The sequence below is a fragment of the Gardnerella sp. KA01002 genome, assembly GCF_049244015.1.
GTDB classification, from domain to species: domain Bacteria; phylum Actinomycetota; class Actinomycetes; order Actinomycetales; family Bifidobacteriaceae; genus Bifidobacterium; species Bifidobacterium vaginale.
The window spans coordinates 1326948-1353321 of record NZ_CP058365.1 but is presented as its reverse complement, the minus strand read 5'-3'; the positions used below and the strand labels follow the sequence as shown (position 1 = coordinate 1353321).

14 protein-coding genes are annotated in these 26374 nt (G+C 42.1%); 12 read left to right on the top strand and 2 right to left on the bottom strand.

What is annotated here, in order from left to right; translation table 11 throughout:
* The first annotated feature begins 54 nt into the window (after positions 1-54).
* The 8 genes from HXT60_RS05155 (at position 55) to HXT60_RS05120 (ending at position 10045) form a co-directional block, all read left to right on the top strand.
* Positions 55-798 carry a glutamine amidotransferase gene (locus HXT60_RS05155; protein ID WP_009994300.1) on the top strand — a complete coding sequence of 248 codons (744 nt, stop codon included), beginning with the start codon at positions 55-57 and terminating at the stop codon, positions 796-798.
* A 65-nt stretch (positions 799-863) separates the two neighbouring features.
* Positions 864-1835: a DMT family transporter gene (locus tag HXT60_RS05150; protein ID WP_004114440.1), complete on the top strand. Its 972-nt coding sequence runs from the start codon at positions 864-866 to the stop codon at positions 1833-1835.
* Positions 1836-1881: 46 nt separating this feature from the next.
* Positions 1882-2904, top strand: coding sequence for a linear amide C-N hydrolase (locus HXT60_RS05145; RefSeq protein ID WP_246943584.1), 1023 nt, complete (start codon positions 1882-1884; stop codon positions 2902-2904).
* Between the two features lie 411 nt (positions 2905-3315).
* Positions 3316-4344, top strand: coding sequence for a LacI family DNA-binding transcriptional regulator (locus HXT60_RS05140; protein WP_004116592.1), 1029 nt, complete (start codon positions 3316-3318; stop codon positions 4342-4344).
* Between the two features lie 296 nt (positions 4345-4640).
* Positions 4641-5624 (top strand): carbohydrate ABC transporter permease, encoded by a 984-nt coding sequence (locus HXT60_RS05135; protein WP_020759438.1) that lies wholly within the window; start codon positions 4641-4643, stop codon positions 5622-5624.
* Positions 5625-5643: 19 nt separating this feature from the next.
* Entirely contained in the window at positions 5644-6444 is an 801-nt protein-coding gene (locus tag HXT60_RS05130) for a carbohydrate ABC transporter permease (protein ID WP_004116594.1), read from the top strand.
* Between the two features lie 22 nt (positions 6445-6466).
* Positions 6467-8602 carry a glycoside hydrolase family 43 protein gene (locus HXT60_RS05125; protein ID WP_421790948.1) on the top strand — a complete coding sequence of 712 codons (2136 nt, stop codon included), beginning with the start codon at positions 6467-6469 and terminating at the stop codon, positions 8600-8602.
* 114 nt (positions 8603-8716) lie between these two features.
* Entirely contained in the window at positions 8717-10045 is a 1329-nt protein-coding gene (locus tag HXT60_RS05120) for an ABC transporter substrate-binding protein (RefSeq protein ID WP_415686564.1), read from the top strand.
* Positions 10046-10254: 209 nt separating this feature from the next.
* Here HXT60_RS05120 and HXT60_RS05115 read toward each other — a convergent pair whose 3' ends face one another.
* Positions 10255-11385, bottom strand: a complete 1131-nt coding sequence (locus HXT60_RS05115) for a RelA/SpoT domain-containing protein (RefSeq protein ID WP_004116602.1) — start codon at positions 11383-11385, stop codon at positions 10255-10257.
* A gap of 47 nt (positions 11386-11432) precedes the next feature.
* Between HXT60_RS05115 and HXT60_RS05110 the strand changes: the two genes are divergently transcribed.
* Positions 11433-11891 (top strand): Panacea domain-containing protein, encoded by a 459-nt coding sequence (locus tag HXT60_RS05110; protein WP_004116604.1) that lies wholly within the window; start codon positions 11433-11435, stop codon positions 11889-11891.
* 258 nt (positions 11892-12149) lie between these two features.
* Here the strand turns inward: HXT60_RS05110 and HXT60_RS05105 are convergent, their stop codons facing one another.
* Positions 12150-12815 (bottom strand): biotin transporter BioY, encoded by a 666-nt coding sequence (locus HXT60_RS05105; protein ID WP_421790945.1) that lies wholly within the window; start codon positions 12813-12815, stop codon positions 12150-12152.
* Between the two features lie 150 nt (positions 12816-12965).
* On the opposite strand from HXT60_RS05105, the gene HXT60_RS05100 reads away from it, so the two are divergent.
* The 3 genes from HXT60_RS05100 (at position 12966) to HXT60_RS05090 (ending at position 26182) form a co-directional block, all read left to right on the top strand.
* Entirely contained in the window at positions 12966-14813 is a 1848-nt protein-coding gene (locus HXT60_RS05100; protein ID WP_421790943.1) for a biotin carboxylase N-terminal domain-containing protein, read from the top strand.
* Complete coding sequence (locus HXT60_RS05095) at positions 14810-16462, top strand: acyl-CoA carboxylase subunit beta (protein ID WP_116437030.1); 1653 nt, start codon at positions 14810-14812, stop codon at positions 16460-16462. Before HXT60_RS05100 ends, HXT60_RS05095 begins: the two co-directional genes overlap by 4 nt.
* A gap of 171 nt (positions 16463-16633) precedes the next feature.
* Positions 16634-26182 (top strand): fatty acid synthase subunit beta domain-containing protein, encoded by a 9549-nt coding sequence (locus tag HXT60_RS05090; RefSeq protein WP_421790941.1) that lies wholly within the window; start codon positions 16634-16636, stop codon positions 26180-26182.
* The last annotated feature ends 192 nt before the right edge of the window (positions 26183-26374 follow it).

The following is a 26374-nucleotide window of genomic DNA, read 5'->3' as shown; positions in this document are numbered from 1 at the left end:
GAGATTTACAAAATAGAGATGTTTTTATTTATTCAAAGCAAAGGAGCTGTTTATATGACAAAAGTTTTACTAGCTGGAGAATCTTGGATTTCATCCACTACAGAATATAAAGGTTTTGATGAATTCACATCCACTAAATTAGAAATTGGTTGCGTGGAATTTCTTGATGCTCTTAGAAAGTTTGGTCACGATGTTACACATCTAAAAGCTCATGATGTTCCAGAAAACTTTCCATGGACAATGGATGAATTAAACAAATACGATGTTGTGATACTTTCAGATATAGGAAGTAATTCATTTTTACTACCTAATAGGGTATTTGGTGAAGGAAAAAGATGCGTAAATCGTTTAGATTTATTAGCTAAATGGGTTCGTGAAGGTCATGGACTGATGATGGCAGGTGGATATCTTTCCTTTGCTGGATTTGAAGGTAAAGCTCATTATCATGGTACATCTATTGAAGATGTGCTTCCTGTTGAAATAAGTCCATTTGATGATAGAGCTGAAAAACCTCAAGGTGTAATTCCTAAAATAGTATCCAATCATCCAATTGTGAATGATTTGAGTCCTATTCCAATTCTTCTTGGATATCAAAAGCTTTTAGCTAAAGAAAGTTCTAATATTCTCATGAAAGTTGATGATAATCCTTTGCTCATTGTTAATGAGGTATATAAAGGCAGAAGTATTGCTTTTGCATCAGATATAGCTCCTCATTGGGCTCCGGAAGCGTTTATGCAATGGAGTGGATATGGTCAACTATTTTCTAATTGTGTCAAGTGGCTTTCTAAAGAAATTTAATAATTGCAAATTAAAATTATTATTCACTATAAGAGTGAAGAATTATATGAAAGGAGATAATCATTATGAATAGTAAACAACGTTATATGGTTCCTTTATTGTTCATTGGAACGGTATTGGCTGGTATGCTTTCTCCAATGCAATCTGCTGTGAATGGACAATTGGGAAAAGAATTAGCTGATGGCAATGCTTGCGCAGTAGTATCATTCGGTTCGGGACTTGTTGTTATGTTTATCATAATTCTCTCTCGAGCGTCTACAAGACAACAATTTGCTTCAATTCCTTCGAAAATTCGCTCTAATAATATACCTTGGTGGAGTTGGCTAGCTGGATTATGTGGAGCTATGGTTGTTTTTTCTGAAGGAGCATCTGCGTCCGTACTTGGTGTTGCAACATTCCAGACAACTTTAATCTGCGGAATGGTTTTGTCTGGATTATTATGCGATAGATTTGGAATAGGTGTAGATACAAAGCAACCGTTTAATTTACCTCGTATATCTGGTGCAATTCTTGCAATTGTTGCAACTATTATGGTTGTTTCACCAAGCTGGCATGCTCCGTCAGTTGTATTTCTAGCTGTTCTACCATTTGCTGCTGGTCTTTTAGCGGGATGGCAACCTGCTGGTAATTCGGCAGTGGCTAATGAAACTGGTTCTATGTTAGTTTCTATAACTTGGAACTTTATAGTAGGTTTTTCCGTACTAGCAATTGCTCTTATTGTTAGAATCGCTACAGGTCAGACTTCTTTCCATCTTCCATTGACTTGGTGGATGTACTTAGGTGGTCCGCTTGGATTATTGTCTATAGCCTTAATGGCTTTATTGGTGAGAGGATTAGGTCTACTTCTTCTAGGACTAGCTTCGACGGCTGGACAATTACTTGGGTCTGTGTTGATCGACTGGCTTGTTCCAGCGTTAGGTGCAAAAGTATACGTTATTACACTTATTGGAACAGTTGTAGCACTAGTAGGTGCTGTTATAGCTGCAATACCTTCTGCTCGTAATGATCAGGATGAATTAGTCTCACAAGTCAATTGATAAAAAATTTTTATTTTCAGTTAGTTATTATAAAGGAGTAATAACAATGTGTACTGGAATTGGAATAAGAAGCAAACAAGGAAATTCATATTGGGGAAGAACCCAAGATTTTGAACAAGAGTTTGAATATGCTGGTATGAAGATACCGTCTGGTACCTCTATAGAATCAACCTATACACCATTTATTACTAAATGTGCAGTAATGGGTGTTGCTTGGGCTAAAGATGTGCATAAGAACCCTGTTATTTTAGATGGAATAAATGAATACGGAATATGCGGTGGGTCTTTCTATTTCGATCACTTCTTCCGATATGTGAGTAAGAAAGAAATTGATGATTCTAATAAAATTGCGCTTCGTGGAGAAGAATTAGTTACATGGATATTAACTCAGTATTGTTCTCTCGATGAGATCATTAATTCACTCAATTCGGATTTAGGAATAGTTAATGAACCTGGTCCAATGATGGGGATGTCTGTTCCGCAACATGCTGTTTTTTCCGACGAAACAGGGAGATCTATAGTTGTAGAACCTTCTATTTCTAATGGTTTTAAAATATTTGAAAATACAGTTGGTGTATTTACAAATGCTCCGACCTTTGACTGGCATCTTAATAATTTGAAGGCTCATCTTGAACGTTCTACCAATCGCAAATATCTTTATGACAACAATGAAGCTGTGAATAATGTAGGATTGGATGAGAACATAAGTGGATTACTCGATATACCTAGCGACTATAAACCAGAAAGTCGATTTTTGAGAGCGGCTTATGCAAAATTAATGTCTATGCCAGTTGATGACGAGAATGCGATTAATGAAGTATTTCAATTGTTGTCAATGGAGAACACCCCTAAGGGAGTTCTACGAATATCGGTAGATGATGAGATGTTGGTTCCATGGACTCAATATACGTCTGCATACGATATAAGTAATAAAGATTTATACGCATTTTCGTATGATAATCACAATTTGAAAGTATTACATTTTGGTAATCCTGACGAATGGGGTCATGTAAGATATTTTGATTTTGTTTTGAAACAGACATATGAACCATTTGAAGAAGAATTGTAATTAGAAATAAGTTGGGTGTGCATGCTTTTGCGTAACAAATATGCATAGAATGCGCACCCTTGTATTGTCGTATTAATTTAAGTTTTTAATATAATTGTGTTTTTTGTTGATTACGCTAGCCCGCGTTTGTTTATTTTTGCCCGCGTTTGTTGTCATATTTGGCGATTTTGGGAACAAACGCGGGGAAGTGTTCTTGGTTTTGTAGTCTAATTGTAGTTCTTTAATACGCGACAATTTTATATGCCCATTTTTCTTTAATTAAGTAATGTATAAACAAATTAATACGTTATATTTTATTTATTGTAAATTTAGATTATCCTGTAAATCTTAGGTATGATTTACACTTACTTCTAAAACCATTCAGAACTTTAATTTCATATTATATAAAACGATTATTTAAGGAAATATATTATGTCTGCTGAATCACGCAGATCAACTTTACGCGACGTTGCCAAACTTGCTAATGTGTCTATGGCCACAGTGTCTAATTATCTTAATGACTATCCGTTTATGAAGTCTACAACGAAACAAAAGATTCAGAATGCAATTGAAGAGTTGGACTATTCTGCTAATCAGCAAGCTCGTAATTTACGTCGTGGTCATACAGGATTGATTTCATTATCAATACCAGATCTTACGCAGATATATTTTGCTGAATTGGCCGAGGAAATAATTAAAGCTGCTCGAGAGTATGGTTATCGAATAATAGTCGAATCTACTGGAAATGATCGTGAGCATGAAATTAGCTCAATCAAGGCTATGTCGCGTAATATGACAGATGGATTAATACTGAGCCCAACATGCATGACATCGATTGATGTTGATGAGCTTAAAGGCAACTATCCTTTGGTGATATTGGGTGAGCGTATTTTTAATGCCCCAGCCCCGCATGTGGTAATAGCCAATGATTCTGGTGCCATGGAGGCTACTAATCACCTTATAAATTCAGGATGTCGTACTATAGCAGTAGTGGGTGGAACGCTAGATGAAATTATACCATCTTCGCGTTCGATGCGTACTAAGGGATATATGATGGCCTTGGCTGATCATGGAATAGCATTTGATCCGTTAATGATTCGTGAATGTGGTGATTGGACTAGTGAAGAAGGTGCAAAAGCTGTACGTGATATGTATTCACAAGGAATAAGGCCAGATGGTATTTTTGCTTTGAATGATTTATTAGCACTGGGCGTAGTGAGTCAGTTGCGTGAGATGCGAGTGAGTATTCCTGAAAGTGTTCGCGTAGTTGGTTTTGATGATATAGATGAGGCAAAGTACACAATTCCGTCTTTGACAAGTGTAAACCCATGTCGTAAACAGATTGCTAAATTGTCAGTTAAATCCATTGTAGATCAAGTTGTATCAGGTGGACGTTTTCCTCGACAGCGTATTGATGTTGATTGTTGTCTTGTGTGCCGTAAATCTTCTCCAAGTATTTAACGCGTGTATCTGTAGTAGAGAGTTATATTATATATTTCAATAATTCATTTTCAATATTATTTATTATGTATTGACAAAATTTTGAATTATTCTATACTTAAAATAAGTAAATAAAAACTGAATCGTTTCAGAGATAAGATATGAAAACATCGATATGGGTAAGATATTTGAAGTAGTAAGTTTGTTGCTGTAGATATTTTGCTCTTGTTGATTGCTTTTTCATTAATTATTGCGAGTTTTTGTTCAATAAATCTGAAACGATACAGAAATTTACTGAACACCAACGGAGGTTTCTCATGATGTCAGCAATGGAAAACTGCACGACTAAAGGCTCTATAGATGATACTGCTGTTCATCGTAACGACTTGTCTAAAATGATGATGAAAAATAGTGGGAATAATATTGGCTCTTGGAAAACTAAGATTCGTCCATACTTATTCATAGCTCCATTGGTTATCCTTTCAGGTTTCTTTATCTATTATTGCATAGGTTTTACAATTGCAACTTCATTCACTGACTGGGATGGTATTTCAAAGGAGATGGACTTTATTGGTTTAAAAAACTATATTAAGTTGCTTGTTCCAAATTCTATTTTCTGGATAGCGTTAAAAAACAATATAATATTTATGGTAGTTACTGTGTTCATCCAGGCTGCACTGGGTCTGCTTCTTGCTGTTATCCTCAAGGAACGTTTACGAGGATCTAGTTTATTTAAAGCAGTTTTCTTTATGCCGATTGCGATGGCTCCTGTTATTATTGCTGCTATTTTTCGAATAATTATGGATACTAATGTAGGTGCTATTAATGAAGCATTGCGTTTTCTACATCTTGGTTTCTTGTCGCAAAGTTGGTTGGGTAATCCACGTATAGCACTTTATTCTATATGCGCTATCAATATATTTGAGTGGATGGGCTTTTCGATGATTATTTATTACGCAGGTCTTATGTCAATTCCTGATGATATTTACGAGGCAGCTAAAATCGATGGATGTGGTTTTTGGAATACTCTTTTTAGAATAACTATTCCAAATCTTTCTGGTACTACTAACACTTTGATTCTTTTAGGCATTGTAGGTTCTCTTAAAACTTTTGATATTGTTATTCAAACCACTGGTGGAGGTCCTAGCCGTTCTACTGAATTCCTAAACACTTACCTATATAAGACAGGTGTTCAACAGTTTAATGGGGGTCTCTCTGCATCTATTGGAGTAATGATTCTGATTATTTCTGTTGTTCTATCAATAATTCAAGTTGTTATTAATGATCGATCTAACAGATGATTAAGGAAAGGATATTACAATGAAACGTAAAGTAAGCACGACCGCTATTATGTATGTTGTACTTGTATTCTTTCTTTTGATTTGGCTTTTTCCAATAGCTACTGCAATATCTAAATCTCTTAACTTCAACGGTTTTAAAAGTTATGAGTCAGTAATAACTAATGAAAATGTACATTATTTCAAAGTAGTATTTAATTCATTCCTCATATCTATATCTACTGTCGTAATAGTTGTATTTATAACATCGCTTGCGGGTTTTGCTTTTTCAAAAATGAAATTTACCGGAAGAAAAGTTATTTATATATTAATGCTCGCTTGCATGGCTGTTCCAATTGCTTCGGTGACAATGCCATTATTCTTCACAATAAAAACTTTTGGACTGATCAATACGTATATTGGTATGATTATTCCACTTGTTGCATTTAATGCTTTGCAAATGCTTTTGCTATGGAAAAATTATTTTGATTGTATACCTAACGAAATCATTGAAGCCGCGAGAGTAGATGGTTGTTCTACTTGGAGTATTTATTCACGCATACTTATACCAATTTCCACGCCTATGGTCGCTACTACTGGAGTTCTAACATTTGTATATAGCTGGAATGAGTATTTAATTCCTCTGTTACTTATACGAGATGAAAGTAAGTACACTGTCACTCTGGCATCAACATATTTTATGGAAACAAGAAGTCAAACTCCAGAGATGATTTCACAAGAATATGCTGCATTGATTCTTATGACAATACCGTCAGTAATTGTTTACATGATTAGTCAAAAATGGCTTCAGTCTGGTATTACTGCTGGAGCAGTAAAGAACTAAGCAAATGTATAGGAGTAATACTATGGGTTCATTAAACGTAGGATGCGTTGATGTTAGCAATAATGTGAATTCAAGTGCATTACATAATGAGTGCAATTCCGATTTTTGTTTAAACATGTTGTTGACTGAAAAACACTATAGTAATCCAGTTCAGTATTCTGATGGTGAAAAACATACTGCTCCTGATCCATTTGTGATTCGATATCGTAATTTGTACTATTGCTATGCTACTGACAAAAATGGTGTTTTAGTTTCAACATCTACAGACATGGTTCGTTGGGTATCACATGGTTATTGTTACACAGAAAATAATAGAAAGAATTTTTGGGCACCTTCTGTAATTTTGATTAATGGTATTTTTTATATGTATTTTTCAAATATGCCACAGTGTGAAAATGATACTCATACAGAAATTATGCGTGTTGCTGTAAGTAAAAATCCTCTTGGTCCATTTGAAAAGAAAGCTGAACTATTTGATACATTCGCTATTGATTCACAGGTTGTTGTTGGAGATGATAATCAGTTATACATGCTGTATGCGGATAATCAGGCATGTGGTTTATCTAATTTACGACCTGGTACTTCTGTGATGATTGACAGAATGGTAAGCCCATACAAGCGAGAAGGATCTCCGAAGCCATTAATTTTACCTACAATGGATGAAGAAATTTTTGCTCGTAATCGTTTTGGAGATGGGAGAGATTGGCATACTGTAGAAGGTGCTACATACTTTACTTTCCGAGACAAAGGTTTTATCACCTATTCTGCCAATGCTTATGAACATGAAGATTATTTTGTTGGGTATTCAGTTGCTACATTACCTAAGGTTCCTTCTGATAGGCATATAGACAAGCTTTCATGGGTAAAGCAATGTAATAATGGTCATTTTGATCCACTTATTATACGCTCTGATAAGGTTGAAGGTACTGGTCATAACTCTATAGTAAAAGCACCAAATGGGGTTGATGATTGGGTGGTTTATCATGGTCGTGATGCTTCAGATGAATTGCATGATGGTACTGAGAAACGTGTTATGCGTATAGATCCTCTATACTATTCAGAGGGATTGCTCGATACTACTGGACCTTCAAATTGCGTATGTGATGCTCCTTTATCTGCTGATGTATGCACTGATTTCACTGATGGAATTCCATCGGATTGGAATATAATATCTGGTTCTGCACATGTTTTGGAAATTGATGGACAACCTTCTATATCTTCTTATGATAGTTATGGTTTTTCGGCAATTTCTCCTCTTATTTCTTCAACGTTAACTATTAGTTTGTGGGTGAAGGGTGGTAATGGTCCGTTAGGATCTAGATTTGGCTTAATCCCTCGTTATTTTGATAACAATAATTACACTTACGTTCTGGTTGATGTTGGATTGCATTGTTTGCAAGTGATAGATAGTGTATCTGGAATAGTTAGACAGATAAATACTATGTTGCCTTCTGACATAAATTTATCTTATTGGCATGAGCTAGTTGTATCACGTGAATACGGAATTTTGGCAGCTCGCTTTGATGGTCGTTATGTAGCGACGATAAGTGATATTAGCTCAGAACAAGGATTTTGTGGTGTAATTGTAAAAGATAATGATTCTGCAATTTCGTCTTTCTCTGCTGTAAATCATGTTAATTTATGGGGAAAGTCTTTATGCAATATTGTGAACGAGATTAATGTTGTCGATCGTTTTCGTCTTACAAGCAATGAGGTGGAACCGTTTAATGTTACTTCATCGCGAATGAGATTACGCAATTTGCTTAATGGTAACCGTTGTGTAATAGACTTTGCGCTTACTAATGATCGCTCGGAGTCAGTAATTAATATAGGCGAATACAGCTTAGTGGTATGTATGAATTGTATTGATTTATTGCGTGATGGAAAATCTATTATAGCTTGTGAAGAACCGTCGAGATTGAACTTGCAAGATGATGCAAGAAGAGATACTAGAGGACGAGTATTGAGGACTGTGCGCCTTGCTGCTTCTGATAGGATGCTTTTTGTTCATGTGCGTAATCATAGTTGGCGCTTGCCATTTATTGGAAACAAAGTAGTAGATATTACCCTTAGTGAAGCTTCCATCACTGGATATACTCGTACCTCATTAGGTATTTCAGTTGATAGATCCGTAGAACGCGTGGAGAAAGGAGTGTGAAAAACTGAATAAATTGCACTATAATCTTGGCAATTTGTCAGGGTTAAGTAGATATCACAAAGAAGTGAAAACTATTGCGTTGATGAAAGACGCTAATAAAACAAGGAGAATACTATGTTTAAAAAGAATAAGATTATTGCAGCTTTAGGAGCAGTTGCCATGTCAATTGGACTCTTTGCTGGATGCGGTTCAAGTTCTGCTAGTAAATCTGATGAGGGGTTAGGAACAACTGATAAGCCTATCACTTTGACATTTTGGACATGGCAGCCTACTGATGCTCAATGGAAGAGAATTTATTCTGTTTTTAATAAGAAATATCCGAATATTAAAATCAAGTGGTGGCGTACCTCTGAAATGTCTGATTATCAGAAAAAACTACAAACAGCTATGGCAGGAGGCGATGGCCCAGATATATTCGGAGTACAGGCTGGGTCTACTGTTGAACAATATGGTCGTTTTGCTGCGGATATGAAAAAGCTCGCTAACAAGTACATGCCAGAATGGGATTCTAAAGTTTCTAAAGGAGCTGTTGAACAAACAACCAATATGAGCGGAAAAATGGTTGCAATGCCTACAATCACGTCTGGATCTGAGTATATTTTATACAATAAAACTCTTCTTGACGAGAATGGTGTTAAGGTTCCTCATTCATACAATGAACTTTTGGAAACAAATAAAATTCTTACATCCAAAGGATTAATGCCTCTTGCTCTTGGTGCTAAAGATGGGTGGCATCTTGATGACATTTTTGTATGGCTGTCAAATCAGTATGGAGAGGGTGACATATATTCTGCAGCAGCTGGAAAGAAATCTTTCACTGACAAAACTTTTGTTAAAACCATGAAGGCTTGGAAAAAGATGATATCTGATGGATTGTTCCAAGATGGTGCTGTAGGAACATCCACATATCCAGATGCTCGTGATAATTACTTCTATGCTCGTAAAACCGCATTTTTCCCTACAGGTTCTTGGCATGTTTCTGCTGTTTTACCAAATGAAGAGACTAAGGGAACTGCAATTGAGAAAGATGAATTAGGTATGATTGAATTTCCTGCAATAGGAAATAAAAATTCTGGTTCCACTACTGGCGTTGACTTCGGTTTGTGTGTTAACAAAGACTCCAAAAAGAAGGAAGCTGCAATGAAATTCATTGAGTTTATGACTATTGGCGATGGGCAACAGGAGTGGATTAACACTTTGCAAGGCGCTCCAGTAGATAAAGACATGAAGGTCAAAATTCCAGATGATGCGACACAATCAGCTAAGATTTCTATTGATCTTGTCACTGAAGGTCAAGCTCGCTCAAAACTTGCGCGAAAGTTAGCTTATCAGGAGATTAATGATGAAATTGCAGTGCAAATGCAGAAAATCTATACAGGAGACGCTACTGTAGAATCTGCGTTGAAAGCAATTCAGACAGTAAGTGAGAGTGTTAGTCGGTAAATTCTGATTTCATTTTATATATATTTTCAAATTGTAAGGCGCTTTCATTCATATGCAATGTGGCGCCTTACATGTTTTGAAATAAATATGAAGTAGTTGGCAATATGCATATTGAAAGATATGTTGTTTATTGCATAATCTACATTTCGACATTTGTGCGTATAGCCGTACCTGAGATAAAATAGTTCAAGAAAGCATGATGGGTAATATTATCTAGTTTCTACAAAATCGATGAATTTTCCTATAGCATATGAATAGTTAGGATATGCGTCGTATAGTTGTTCATTGTTTTTTGCATACACAAGAACCCTATTGATATCCCTGACTTTTGTATTTACTGTAATACTGTTAGTGATTGATGAATCTTTTTGATTCTTATCTTTTTTCTGTGAAGCATCATTATTCACGCCATATTTTTTCTTATATCTAATATTATTTTCACTATTGTTGTAGTCTTCTATTGCTTCATCTGTTAAATCAATTGTGTATGAGTATACGTTCAGTTCCTGTGTTTCGCGAGAAAATTCTAGCAAATATAATCTCTTTTCATTTATGTCAAAGCTTCCATGGATTTTAATAGAAATACTTTCTTGTACTAATGTAAGATCTTCAATGATTTCCCTAAAATCAGGTTTTTCTAATTCTGCATTTATTGATTCAATAGTCTTATTTGATTTGCTGTTTTTATATTCTCGTGCAATAACTAATTCAGATATTAATTTGAAGAATTTTAAGCAGGATTTTATACGATGCGTATTGTCACATGCGGACAAAGTAGGATTCTTATATTCTACGCCATCAATTTCTCCCATTGCCTCTACGGCAGTAGACCAATAATGTTGTAGCCTAGTTCGTATTTGTAGTTCAATCCTATACGTTCTGCTTTCTTCTTCATAAGAGCAGAGTTGATTTATTATAACGTGCAAGGATCTATAGCCAGATGATTCAGGCTCTTTTATATAGTCCTTTATGGTTTTAATACCTATGTATCCTGATTGTTTAAGATCAATAATTTCGTTGTAGATCTTATATACTTCATCTACAGAATCAACTATTACTCTGCACCCTACTATATCGTCTATTTCTCCTAATTTAAAATGATTATTATTGCGATTTAATTTATTAAGTATTGATTCTTTGCGTTTAAGACGATAAGTTGCAATTGAGTTTGGATATTTATTTGTAATCTCAAGAAGTTTTTTGAAAAAGATTTTAGCAGGATTTTCATGCTGTTTACGCCATGCGTCAAGAATCGATATTGCATCATAATACTCATCTGAAATTTTGCCAGTCTTGAGTATTTTTCCTGCTCTGTTTGCTTGGCTTCTGCTAATTGTCATCGTAATAGTATACTATAAAATATTCGCTGTTTAAAGAGGAGGTGCGTATGACAACAATTTTTAATGTGGCTGCGTATATCCTTGAGCTTACTGGAACTGTTACTACTATGAAGTTGCAGAAGTTGGCTTATTATTCGCAGGCTTATTGTTTAGCCACTACTGGAAATCCGTTGTTTTGTGAGAATTTTCAGGCTTGGAGAAATGGTCCTGTGGCCCCGACTCTGTTTAGTCGCCATCGCGGTAAGTTTTTGATTCGTAAAGGCGAGATTAATCTTTCGGATATTGAGCAGTCTGATTCCAATATTTTAACTGACGATCAAAAGCGTATTATTGAGAAAGTATGCGATAAATTTGGTGCGTATACTGGCAGCCAGTTGAGTGAAAGAACGCACAAAGAAGCTCCATGGAGTGATTTGCGTGAAGGTGTTGATGACTCGGCTGTTTGCTCTAAAGTGATTACCAAAGATTCTTTGAAAGAGTACTATACTCGTAATCCTTTGTTTTAAATTTACGTTGTTGATTACGCTAGTACGCGTTCGTTTATTTTTGCCCGCGTTTGTTGTCGAATTTGCTTAAAAAGGGAACAAACGCGGGAGGAGGGATTGCGCGATTAGTGTTTAGAACGAAAAAGACCGCAGCGACGAGACTGCGGTCTTAGATAGTTAGCGCGTTACGCTTGCGATTAATTGCGCATTGCGTATCATTCATTACGAATCGCGAATTGCGAACCACGCATTACGCATCATGCGATTTATCGCAATTAATCACGCATTGTGATTGCGTTTAAACGCGCCATACAATCCTGCGCAAGCAGCGCTAGCGATTGCAGCCTTAATAATATCGCCCACAATAAAGCCAGTAGAAGCAACGGCGATTGCCAAAACAGGCAAGTGCATCATAAGCGATTGACCTACAAATCCAAATGCGTAAATCACAAGAGAACCAACAACAGATGCGGCAAAATACGCGCCAAATCGTGCAAATTTCTTAGCAACAGAATCCTCTGGCATAGCAGCATTAACAACGCCTTCGAGCGCAGACTTTACAAGCGCAATCACAGCCACACCGAACACGAATCCAACAAGGAATCCAACGCTAGGGCCTGCAAAAGCCACAACGCCACTCTTTCCGCCTGCAAACACTGGCATTCCAGCAGCACCAATAGCAAGGTACATAAGCACAGAGCTAACGGCTTGGCGCCAAGTCAAAGTAAGACCTGCCAAAGCCAAAACCAAAGTTTGCAAAGTTACAGGAACAGGAGTTCCAGGAATTGGCAATGCGCCAGCCATAGTGGCAGCGCTAATAAGAACAGTAAACAAAAACGCCTTAGCAAATGGAACAGCCAAACGATTAACGTCAAAAGCCTTAGATGCAACTGCGCTAGAGCCTGCACCAGTGTTTGCACCAGAGTTAGATTCAAAATTAGCCACGATATCCTTCTTTCGTATTGTTTTTCGTTGCTGAATCAAAGATTAGACAAAAATCACCAGCCGCGCGTTGGAGAAGTTTACAAAAAATCGCATAATGTTTTGTTCAAATTCACGGATACTATAAGTCAAATTTCCTATAACTTGTAACGTATGGTTACGAATATCAAAAAAATACTTGTGGCAAATCGCGGCGAAATCGCGCTTAGAGTGATTCGCACTGCTCAAGAGATGGGAATACAAACTGTAGCTATTTATGCGGCATCCGACCGTCAAGCACAGTATGTTGAGATGGCAAGCGAAGCGTACGCGCTTTCTGGAGACACGTACAGAGACACTTATTTAAACGAAGACGCGATTATAGACATTTTGCATAAAAGCGGCGCGGATGCTGTACACCCAGGCTACGGATTTTTATCGGAAGTAGCGAGTTTTGCGCAAAAGGTGATTGATGCTGGCGCTGTGTGGATTGGCCCGAAGCCAGAAGCTCTTATTGATTTAGGGGATAAGATAACCGCTCGGCGCGTGGCAACTCGCGCTAAAGTGCCGCCCGTACCAGGCATATCGGAGCCTGTAAAAGACATTCGAGAATTGTTGACTTTTGCGCAAACACACGGCTACCCGGTTATGATGAAGCGCACGGATGGCGGCGGCGGTCGCGGAATAACCGTTGTGCACAACGATGACGAGCTTCGCGGATTCTACATGAACCACGACGCTTTGCAAGGCGGCGACCTTGACGAGTACTTTATTGAGCGTTTTATAGACAAGGCGCGCCATGTGGAAACACAAGTTGGCCGCGATTCGCATGGAAACTTCACCATATATTCCACGCGCGACTGCTCGGTGCAACGCCGAAACCAAAAGTTGGTTGAGGAAGCACCAGCGCCATTCCTTACCGATGACGAGAACGCGCAGCTTCACCGATATTCTCGTAACCTATTTGAAGCTGTTGACTACGTTGGTTTGGGTACGTGTGAATATATGGTGACATCTCAACACAAGGTTTACTTCTTGGAAGTGAACCCACGATTGCAAGTTGAGCACACAGTTAGTGAGGAAGTTAGCGGACTAGATCTTGTGCGCGAACAGCTTACGATTGCCGACGGCGGTGAGCTTACGCAAAATCACCCTTCGCGCGGGCATAGTTTTGAGCTTAGAATCACTTCGGAAGACCCAGCAACGAATCTTACGCCTAGCGCAGGCACACTAACAAAAATCGAGTGGCCATCTGGACCTGGAATCCGTGTGGATTCTGGAGTAGAAGTTGGAGATAGCGTGTCTCCAAAATTCGACTCCATGATGGGCAAGCTTATTGTTACGGCTCAAAATCGCGATGCGGCGATTGCTCGCGTAAGACGCGCGCTTAAGGAGCTTTGCATCGAGGGAGTGCCTACTCCTGCTAAGCTTTTTGAGCAAATTTTTAACGATCCTGATTTTACAGCGCAAGATCACGATTTTGATATTTCTACAAAATGGCTTGAACGCAAGTATTTGAACCGCACTGCTGCAGCGGCAAATGGCGGACAGCCTGCTTCTTTGGATTCCAATAAGTCTGGTGAAGACGCGCAAAATAAGCCAACTAAAATGGAGTCTTTTGTAATAGAAGTAGACAATAAGCGCATAAAACTTACGATTCCGCAAGATATTGTAGACAATCTTACTGGCTCTGCGCGAGTTAGAAGCACAGTTCGCGCATCGCAGCCGCTTAGAGGACGAGGATTAAGAGGAGATACTCACAAGTCGGAAACGCCAAAGGATGCTCCTGGCGTGATTTCTGCTCCAATGCAAGCTGTGATTACACGCGTAAACGTTGCGGAAGGTCAGAACGTAGCTAAAGGCGATTTACTTGCTGTTCTTGAATCTATGAAAATGGAAAACTACGTTTATGCACCTGCAGCTGGCGTAGTTACTGGCATTTTTGTGGGGCCTGGAGATGGTGTAGAAGCAGGCGAAAAGCTTGTAACAATTGACGTGACTAAAGGCGGTAGTGCAAAATGAGTGCGCTTACTAAAGATGCTACACAAGTTGCAAAAGATGTTAATAAAGATGCTGCGCAAGTTAGTAAAGACGCACAAACTATGCAAAATGCGCAGCCTACGCAGCCTCAGCGTGGAAAATCAGCCGTAGAACACGCGGCTCGCCTTGCTAGAGACGCCGAGCAGAATGCTTTAGAGCGCCAGCATGCAAAGGGAAAATCCACAGCAAGAGAGCGTTTGGATTTGCTTTTTGATACGGGAACGTTTGAAGAGATCGGCCGCTTTAACGGTGGAGACATAAATAACGATATTGCAGGATGCGCTGTAATCACGGGCTTTGGCGAAGTATACGGCAAAAAAGTGGCAGTTTATGCGCAGGATTTTTCCGTTCGTGGCGGCACGCTTGGACGCGCTGAAGGTCAGAAAATTTGTCATCTTCTAGACATGGCGTTGCAGCTTGCAGTTCCAGTTGTTGCGCTAATCGACTCGGGCGGCGCTCGCATTCAAGAAGGCGTTAACGCACTTACGCAATATGGCAGAATCTTCAAAAAAACTTGTGAAGCAAGCGGTTTAATTCCGCAAATCTCACTAATTCTTGGACCTTGCGCTGGTGGTGCAGTTTATTGCCCTGCTCTTACGGATTTTATAATCATGACTCGCGAACATTCCAACATGTTTGTAACTGGTCCAGATGTTGTTAAGGCTGCCACAGGCGAGTCAATTAGCATGGACGATTTAGGCGGTGGATATGTGCATAACTCCACTTCGGGCGTTGCTCACTACTTGGGCGAAGACGAGGCGGACGCCATTGACTATGCGCGCACAATCTTGGCTTATTTGCCGCAAAATTGCAATCAAAATCCGCCAACATTCGCATACGCTGCCACGCGCGCAGACAGAGAAACCGCTAAGCAGCTTGCGACTATTGTTCCAAGCAATGATCGCCAGCCGTACGACGTTTTAGACGTTATTCGCGCAATCGTAGATTATGGCGAATTTGTGCAAGTTCAAGAGCTTTACGCAGCATCCGCAGTAGTCGGTTTTGCTTGCATAGAAGGTCATCCTGTTGGAATAGTGGCAAATCAGCCTAAAGTCAATGCTGGAATTCTAGACGTTAATTCTTCCGAAAAAGTAGCGCGATTTGTGCGATTGTGCGACGCGTTTAATCTTCCTGTTGTAACTCTTGTAGACACTCCTGGATACAAGCCGGGATCAGATCAGGAACATGCTGGAATTATTCGCAGAGGTGCAAAAGTGATTTACGCGTACGCAAACGCGCAAGTTCCGCTTGTTACCGTGATTTTACGCAAGGCTTTTGGTGGAGCGTACATTGTAATGGGCTCAAAGTCTATGGGCGCAGACTTTAACTACGCTTGGCCTACCAGCCAGATAGCAGTTTTGGGTGCTCAAGGAGCTGTGAACATTATTCATCGCAAGGATTTGCAAAAAGCAAAAGAGCGCGGTCAAGATGTTGACGCTTTAAGAAAAAAGCTTGTTGAGAATTACGAAAATACCACTGTAAACGCGAATCTTTCGCTGGAAACTGGTCAGATTGACGCAATGATAGATCCAGAGCAAACAAGAGATGTTATTGCTAATTCTTTGAAGATTTTAAGAAGTAAAAAACGTGTTTCGAGAACGGGGAAGCATCATGGAAACCAGCCAATGTGATTTGGGAATAATTTGGGAATAATTCGGGAATTATTTGGAAAACACTCAAAAGTCGCCAGCAACCGCGCATAAAGCGACCAAAGATAAATAAATCCAAAAAGCACAAATAATCCAAAAAGCACAAATAAATTTTAAAAATAAAACTTAAACCCACGAACAAAGGAAAATAAAATGACAACATACTTATTTGACCAGCTCGCACAAACACCACACATTCTTACCTTCGCAGGACAATCCACACCATGGGTGCAAGCCTTAAAAGAAACACAAAACGATGCAGAATTAAATAAAGAATTACGCGAATATAACAAATTAGCAAAAACTTTACTATCAAACATATATCCACAGTTATTAGCAAATGCTGGAACTGACATAAACGTATTCGATGCTTTAGAAAATCCTAAAATCAACACAGCCAGCGCACAATTAAGCGTACCAGGAATCACAATTGCTCAGCTTGCAAGCGTAAAAGACCTAACAAACTTAGGCTACAACTTTGAAGTAAACAAGCCAATTGCAAGCATTGGACACTCTCAAGGCATAATAGCCGCAAAAATAGTAGAAGCTCGTATAAAAGCAGGGTCATGGCAAAACGCGCAAAACCAAATAGCTGAACTTATAGCAATCGCATACATAATCGGAGCAGCAGCAGACCGCGAAGCGCGAATGTTAGAAATCAGTGGAAACGGCGAAAAAACACCAATGCTATCGCTAAAAGGCGTGACGTTTGAACAGGCAAAAGCCTTGATTAAGCGAGTAGAAAGAACCAGAGGCGTTATATCAATCGCAGTTAAAAACTCGCGAAATCACATTGTGCTATCAGGATATCCAGAAGACATGGAAGCCGTGCAAAATCAGGCACAGAAAGAGTCGCAGCGTTCCAAAAAAATGCGCGAAATGAAGGAACGAGGCGGATCGGTTTTTGCGCCAATTGCAGAGTATTTAGACGTTACAGTGCCATTCCATTCTCCAATCATGAAACCTGCTGTAGAGCAAGTTGAAGCCTGGGCAAAGGACGCAGGATTAGATGCTGAACTTGCACTAAATCTTGCAAATGCTGTGCTAGTAGAGCCAGTAGATTGGGCGAATCAAATAGCAGAAGTTTTAAACAACGTAAATGCGCGAGAGCTATACGTGCTAGACATGGGTCCAGGAGAAGTGCTTGGCAAGCTAACAAACGTGCTACTACAAGGAAGCGGAGCTGGCGTAGTAGAAGTCGGAACAATGAACGCGCGCGCAAAAGCAAGCATAACTAGCGCTGCAGAAGCTGAATTATTGCGTACCGGATGCTGGGCGGATTTTGCGCCGCGAGTAATCGACACTCCAGCTGGAAAGAAAGTTGTAACAAAATTCAGTAAGCTAACAGGCAAAGCTCCAGTACTGCTTGCTGGAATGACTCCAACCACAGTAGACCCAGAAATTGTAGCCGCCGCAGCCAACGCAGGATATTGGGCGGAACTTGCAGGCGGTGGACAAGTAACAGAAGAAGTATTCGACAGACACATGGATTCTTTGAGCAAGCAATTGCAAGAAGGAGCAACCGTAGAATTCAACGCCATGTTTATGGATCGCTATTTGTGGAATTTGCAATTTGGCAGCAAACGTATAGTTCCAAAAAAACGTGCTTCTGGAGCGCCAATCGACGGCGTAGTAATTTCTGCAGGAATCCCAGAGTTAGACGAGGCAAAAGAACTTGTTGAAACTCTTCAAGCCGACGGATTCCCGTATGTTGCTTTTAAGCCAGGAACAGTAGAGCAGATTCGCCAAGTAGTTCGCATTGCAAAAGCTGTTAAACCAGCAACAATAATCGCACAAGTAGAAGGCGGATCTGCAGGCGGGCACCACTCTTGGGAGTCGCTAGATGATTTGCTGATTAGCACTTATGCTCAAGTGCGCGAATGCAATAATTTGGTGCTTGTAGCAGGTGGCGGAATCGGCACCCCTTCGCGAGCTGCCGATTACATTAGTGGCGAATGGGCTTGCGAATACGGTTTGCCAAATATGCCTGTAGATGCTGTGATGATCGGCACTGCAGCAATGACAGCAAAAGAAGCGCACACAAGCGCGCAAGTTAAGCGCATGTTGGTGGAAACGCCTGGAATCACAGAAGCAAATGATGCGTGTGTGGAAGGTCTTGGCGCAAGTGAAGATCCGTTTGCTCCGATTGGCGAGCGCTGGGTGCCTTCTGGAAAGGTTGTTGGCGGAGTAACAAGCGGTTTAAGCCATTTGCACGCGGATATTTACGAGATTGAAAACGCGTCTGCACGCTGTGGTCGTCTTCTTGTGCATATGATGAAGCATCCAGAAGAGCTTGAGTTACGTAAAGACGAGGTTATTGCTGCTCTTAACTCTACAGCAAAGCCATATTTTGGCGATGTTGAAAATATGACATATACTCAGTTTGCGCAGCGATTCCTTGATTTAAGCTATCCTTGGGCAGATCCTACTTACGCGGATCGCTACATGCATTTGTTACAGCGTATTGAAGCGCGTTTAATAAGCCAAGATTCTGGCGAATTTACTTCGATTTTGCCAGATATTAAGCAGATTGCTGAAAATCCTCAGTCTGCTCTTGATTCTCTTGTGCAAGTTTTTCCTAATGCGAGCACGATGAATGTTGTTCCAATGGATGCTGCATGGTTCCCAACCTTGGTGCGCGAATATCCTAAGCCAATGCCGTTTGTGCCAGTAATTGACAATGATCTTCTTCGCTGGTGGGGTCAGGATCAGCTTTGGCAGTCGGAAGATTCGCGCTACTCTGCGGATGCTGTGCGAGTAATTCCAGGACCTATTTCTGTTGCAGGAATAACCACAATGGATGAGCCAATCGCGGATATTTTAGGAAGATTTGAGGCTGCGGTTATAAATCGTTCGGTTGCTTGCGACTTGCCTCTGGGCTTTAATCAAAACGCGTTTAGCCAAATAGACTGTGCGCAAAATGTTGAAGAATATGTGCGCTCATGTCCGAATATTTCTTGGATTGGTCACGTAACCAATAATCCTGCTTATAAGACGCAAAATAATAGTGAAAACTATGTTATAACCGTAATAAGTGAAGAAAATAGCGTAATTAAGCTTGATCTAGACATTAAACTAGACACGTTCTGGGATGAGCACGAAGCCGACAATGAAAATAGTGGTAAAAATAGCGTAAAGAACAGCGGCAAAAATCATGCTGTTAGAGATATCGTAATTCCGCTTATTGTAGATGCAAAGCGTGCTGGAAGCATACCAGTAGTCGACCGCGAGCGACTACCAAAACACGTTTATAACATGTTGGCAGCAACCGCAGGCATTGGAAATACTGCGATTACTGGAGATGTTTTAAGTGAAATGCCAAAAGTAGACGCAAGCCAAGAAGCGTGCGAGCAAGTTAAAAAAGAAATAGCTTGTGGAAAAGCTAACAAATCAGCCTGTGAAACAACATGTGAAACAGCCTGCGAAATACCATTTGGCGTGGTTAAATCAGCATACACGCTTTCTAGAAACCTAGGAATCGACCACGAATCTGCTACAGCTGGACGCCTGCCAGAAGGTTTGCAAGCATCAAGAATCGTGCCAGACGCGCTAGTAGGTCCAGCATGGCCAACAATATACTCAGCACTAGGATCCGTAATGGTAGACGGATACCCAGTAATTGAAGGACTACTCAACGCAGTACATTTAGACCACCTAATAGAACTAGATTTATCTACAGACGACCTGCAAAAATATGTTGGAACACGCATAAACCTCACTGGTTGGGCAGAAGATTACGCCGAATCAGCTTCTGGGCGAGTAGTGACAATACACATAATTCACAATGCGCAAGACGGAACAAAAATCGCGCACGAAACAGAACGATTCGCGATTCGTGGACGAAGCTACAGTGCAGCACTACCAAAGTCTGCTCCAGAATACGGAGATGCGGCAGAATTACACGGATTTAGCGTAGACAACACGCCTAGAAGAGCGCTTAGACGCGTCGTAATTCGCGCACCTAAAGACATGACAGCTTTTGCGCGCACATCAGGTGACTTTAACCCAATACACACATCCAAAAGAGGAGCCGCAATCTCTGGACTTTCCGCACCTCTAGTACACGGCATGTGGCTTTCAGCAGCAGCTCAGCATGTTGCTCAAGCATTGGATGAAAAAGGCGCACGCTATGATCTTGTTGGCTGGACGTACAACATGTACGGCATGGTGCAGCTTAACGACGAGGTAGAAATTACCGTAGAACGAGTAGGGAAAGTACGCCGCGGAGGGCTAGCGCTAGAAATCACATGCCGAGTAAACGGGCAAATAGTTTCTAAAGCGAGCGCACTTACACGCGCGCCGCGAGCAGCATTCGTATATCCAGGACAAGGTATTCAAAAACAAGGAATGTCATTGGATGAGCGCGCCAAATCGCCAGCTGTGCGCGAAACTTGGGAGCGCGCAGACAAACTCACTCGCGAAAAACTAGGATTCTCAATTCTTGCTGTAGTGCGAGATAATCCTAAGGAATTAACAGCAAATGGCGTAACATATCGTCATCCAGAAGGCTTGCTCAACTTAACACAATTTACTCAAGTTGCGCTCGCTACTGTTGCTTTTGCGCAAACCGCTCGCTTAAGAGAAGCAGGATGCGATATTTGGCCTGCGTATTTTGCTGGTCACTCGCTTGGCGAATACAATGCGCTAAGCTCCTTCGCTCAAATTATTCCGCTAGAAACCGTGTTGGAACTCGTGTTCCACCGCGGATCTACAATGCATCACTTGATTGAGCGAGATGAGCAAGGACGATCCAACTATCGAATGGGTGCTTTGCGTCCAAACCAGTTCGGTGTGGACGATGATGGTGTAAACGCGTACGTTGAAGGAATCTCTAAGCAAACTGGCGAATTCTTGCAAATCGTAAACTACAATTTGGCAGGTCAACAATATGCAATAGCAGGCACAATAAAAGGTTTGAAAGCTTTGGCTCAAGATTCTGCCAAGCGAGCTAAAGAGTATGGCGGTAAGCCTCCATTTATGCTTGTGCCAGGAATCGACGTGCCTTTCCATTCCAAGCTGCTTAGAAAAGGTGTGCCAGAGTTTCGCGATAAGCTGGATTCTCTGCTTCCAGCACATATTGACTACTCTGTGCTGGTTGATCGTTATATACCAAACTTGGTTGCATGCCCGTTTGAGTTTACGCGCGAATTTGCGCAAAAGATTTTGGATGTTGTGCCATCTGAGCGCATTGAAGCAGCTTTGGAAGATGAAACTACATGGAAATCTTATGCAGAGGATGAGCAGAAGCTCGGCAGGTTGCTGCTTACGGAGCTTCTTTCCTGGCAGTTTGCGTCCCCTGTTCGCTGGATTGAAACGCAGGCTCTTATGTTTGCCGATCGCGCTCGCGGCGGTCTTGGCGTTGAAGAGTACGTTGAAGTTGGTTTAGGAAACGCGCCAACTTTGGCAAATCTTGGTGCTAAAACTCTTGCTTTGCCGGAGTTTAGTGGCGAAAAAGTGACTGTTTACAACGTTGGTCGTGACGAAGGTCGCGTTTATATGACTGACACTGATTCGCTTGTGCCTGAAGTGTTTACTGAGGAAGATAGTCAAGAAGCAAGTAGCACTGCTGATGCGACTACTGCTCCTGCAGCTCCTGCAGCAAATGTTGTCTCTGCTGCTCCTGCAGCTAATGCAGCCGCAAGCGGACCTGTAGCAGACTTGCCATTCAAAGCATCCGACGCAATCTCAATGCTTATTGCGTATAGTGCAAAAATCCGTCTTGACCAAATCGGCGACACTGATACAACTGATACGCTTACAAATGGCGTATCTTCGCGCAGAAACCAGCTTCTTATGGATATTAGTTCCGAGCTTGGCGTGGCAAGCGTGGACGGTGCTGCAGAAGCTCCAATGAGTGCGCTTAAAAAGTTAGTTGATTCGGTTGCTCCTCGCTATAAAGCTTTTGGTGCCGTGCTTTCCGATATTGTGCGCGAACGTTTGCGTGCGCTTTTCGGTGCAGCCGGTGTGAAACCAGCGCAAATTGACAAGCGAATCTCTGAAGTCTGGCAACTTGGAGAAGGCTGGCGTGCGCACGTTCTTGCGGCTTTGGTTTTGCAAACGCGTGAAGGTGCTAGCGTGCGCGGTGAAAATCTTGCGCAACTTTCAACTGATCCTGCAAAGAATACTGCTGCAGCTGACGCTTTAATCGACGCAGCAATTGCACAAGTTGCTCAAGCTCACGGCGTTAGCGTTTCTCAGCCTGGTGCTGCTGGCGCAGCCGGCGGTGCTGTTGTTGATTCTGCAGCTCTTGACGCTTTCGCTCAGCAGGTTGTTGGCGCAGATGGCATACTTGCTGCAACTGCTAAGTTTGTGCTAGCAAAGCTTGGTGTTGAGGCTCCTAAAGCAGAAACTGAAAGTGACGAAAATGCTGCTGTTGTGTCTGCTGTTGAAGCTGAGCTTGGTGCAGATTGGCCAAAGCAGGTGGCTCCTCGATTTGATGAGCGAAAGGCAATTCTTTTCGACGACCGCTGGGCTTCGGCTCGCGAAGACGTTGCTCGCTTGTACTACAAGTATGCTGGAAAGAATGTTGATATTCAGGTAAATGAAGTTTCTGAAATCTTAAATGATTTTGGTAGTTTCCTTGGTGCAGGGGAAGCAGTAGCTTCGGAAGCTGAGTGGTTTGCAAGTCTTTCTAAATCTCGCGAATTAAACAATCTTGCAACAATATTTAATGGTATTGCTCGCGATTCTCGCACTAAACTTGCGCAAAACAACGCCGATACTGCTCAAGCAACTCGTTTTGCAGGAGAAGTTGCAGTAGTTACAGGCGTTGCTCCTAATTCGATTGCTGCTCGCGTAGTAACGGGCTTGCTTAAGGGTGGAGCTACGGTTATCGCAACTTCGCACAGTTTCAAGCCGAGCGTTAAGTCTTGGGCGAAGAAAGCGTATCGCGAAAACGCTCAAATGGGCGCAAAGTTGTGGCTTGTTCCAGCAAACTTGTCTAGTTATCGCGATGTTGACGCGCTTGTAAAGTGGGTTGGCACAGTTTCGAAGAAAGTTAGCGGCGCAACTACTACTATTTTGAAGCCTGCTTACGAGCCGAGCATGTTCTTCCCGTTTGCAGCTCCACCAGTTCACGGTACTTTGGCTGATTCTGGTTCGCTTTTTGAATCGCAATCGCGCTTGATGCTGTGGGGTGTGGAGCGTGCAATAGCCGGATTTGCACAGATTGGAGCAGATACAGATGTACAACATCGTATGCATGTTGTGTTACCTGGCTCTCCAAACCGAGGTATGTTCGGCGGCGATGGTGCTTACGGCGAAGTCAAGAGTGCTTTCGACGCGATTGTGAACCGTGCGCATGCAGAAAGTGTGTGGTCGGATCGCGTGACTTTTGCGCATCCTAAGATTGGATGGGTGCGTGGAACCGGCTTAATGGGTGGAAATGATCCGCTTGTGGCTGTAGTTGAACGTCATGGATTAACTACCTACTCAACGCAAGAAATGGCAGATCGTTTGCTCGATTTGTGCACGAAGGAAGCGCGCGAACAGGCCGCAATCGCGCCTTTGAACGTTGATCTTACGGGTGGATTAGGCAAGGAGCCTCTTGATTTGAATGCTCTTCGTGCAGAAGCACTGGAAGATCAGAAGCGTGCTGAAGCTGCGGAAGCTGCAGAAGAAGCTGCAGAATCTTCTGTTAAATCAACTGCTAAATCAACCAACAAAGCACTTCCAACGCCTTACGTGCCAACTCAGCCGCGAGTCAACTTGGCTGATTGGAAGAACGTAACAGCGCGTCCAGAAGACGAAATTGTAATCGTCTCAGTCGGCGAACTTGGACCATGGGGTTCTGGACGTACTCGTTTCGAAGCAGAACTTGGAATTCGCGAAGATGGATCCGTGGAGCTTTCTGCAGGAGCAGTACTGGAATTGGCTTGGAATATGGGCTTGCTTACTTGGCAGGATTCACCAAAGCCAGGCTGGTATGATGCGGACGGCACGCTTGTTCCAGAAGAAGATATTGCAGAGAAATATCGCGATGAAGTAGTGGCGCGCTCCGGTATTCGACCATTCGAAACCGGCATGGGTGGCGACTACAAGGATGGAGCGAACGAAGAAGAAGCAGAAATCTTCCTCGATCACGACGTGAGTTTCAGCGTTCCAACAGAAACAATTGCGCGCGAATACGTGGCGCTTGACGAATCGCACACTGAGATTGCTCGCGATGCAGAATCTGGCGAATGGACTGTTACGCGCAAGGCAGGTTCTATGATTCGCGTGCCGCGTAGGGCTGCAATGACCAGAACCGTCGGTGGACAATTCCCTAAGGGCTTCGATCCGCTGAAGTGGGGTATTCCAGCTTCAATGGTTGGAAGTGTTGACACGATTGCGCTGTGGAATATTGTCACAACTGTAGACGCTTATATTTCTGCTGGTTTCACGCCTTCGGAGATTTTGCAATCTGTGCATCCGTCGATGGTTGCTTCCACGCAAGGAACCGGTTTCGGCGGCATGAGTTCAATGCGCAAACTGTACTTGGATCGCTTCCTTAACCACGAAATTCCTACGGACGTATTGCAAGAGGCGCTTCCAAACGTTGTTGCAGCTCACGTAATGCAAACCTATATCGGCGGCTACGGAAATATGGTTCAGCCGGTGTCTGCATGCGCAACTGCAGCGGTTTCGCTCGAAGAAGGCGTCGACAAGATTGCTCTCGGCAAAGCTGACTTCGTAGTAACTGGCGCAATTGACGATATCGGCGTGGAATCTGTAGTTGGCTTCGGCAATATGAACGCAACTGCCAATAGCGAAGAAATGTATGCGAAGGGCATCGATCCACGATTCTTCTCTCGCGCAAACGATCGCAGACGCGGCGGCTTCCTTGAAGCACAAGGCGGCGGTACGATTTTGGTTACGCGCGGCGATATTGCTTTGAAGCTTGGTTTACCTGTTGCTGGCGTAGTCGGATTCATTCATTCGTATGCTGACGGCATTCACACTTCTATTCCTGCTCCGGGCTTGGGTTCTTTGGCTGCGGGCATGGGTGGAGCTAAGTCTAAGCTCGTGCGTGATTTGGCAGCTCTCGGCGTTACTCCGGACGATATTGCTGTGGTTTCTAAGCACGATACTTCTACGAATGCAAACGATCCGAACGAATCCGAGCTGCACAATACTCTTGCGCACGCAATCGGACGCACGGACGGAAATCCACTGTTCGTAATCAGCCAAAAGACGCTGACCGGACATGCAAAGGGTGGTGCGTGCATCTTCCAAATCAACGGTTTGACACAACTGTTTAGAAGTGGCGTAATCCCTGGAAACGCATCACTTGACTGCGTGGATCCTAAGCTTGCGCGCGACGACCACATGGTTTGGTTGCGTGAGCCGATGCGCATTGGCGATGGTGCAGGTTCTTGTGCAGTGAAGGCTGCTCTCGCAACTTCGCTCGGCTTCGGTCACGTTAGCGGATTTGTGGCATTAGTTCACCCTGGTGCGTTTGAGGCTTCTGTGGCAGCTAGCGCTGGTGCGGATGCGCTTAAGAATTGGCGTACCAAGGCGAATGCGCGTTTGGCTGCGGGCCAGAGGCGATTTGAGGAAGGCATGATGGGTCGATCTGCTTTGTTCGAGCCTGTTGAGAATCGTCACTTGCTGAAGGATGGCACGCGCCTTCCGGATGGCACTCGCTACGATGGTCACGAAGCAGAAAAAGCTATGCTGCTAAACCCAGACGCTCGCCTAGATGCAAGCGGCTACTATTGCTAGCGTAGACATGAGTGTGGCTAATCTGCAATAGCGATTTTCCCGAGAATGTTGCTCAAATCGGCAAAATCAACAACAAAATGCGGAAATGTTGCTCGCGCGGATTAGCCGCGCTGTTCCTAACGGCTATTAGTAGCCGTTAGGCTGATTTGGCATGTAAAGTCCACTGGACTTTACATGCCAAATCACGCTTTG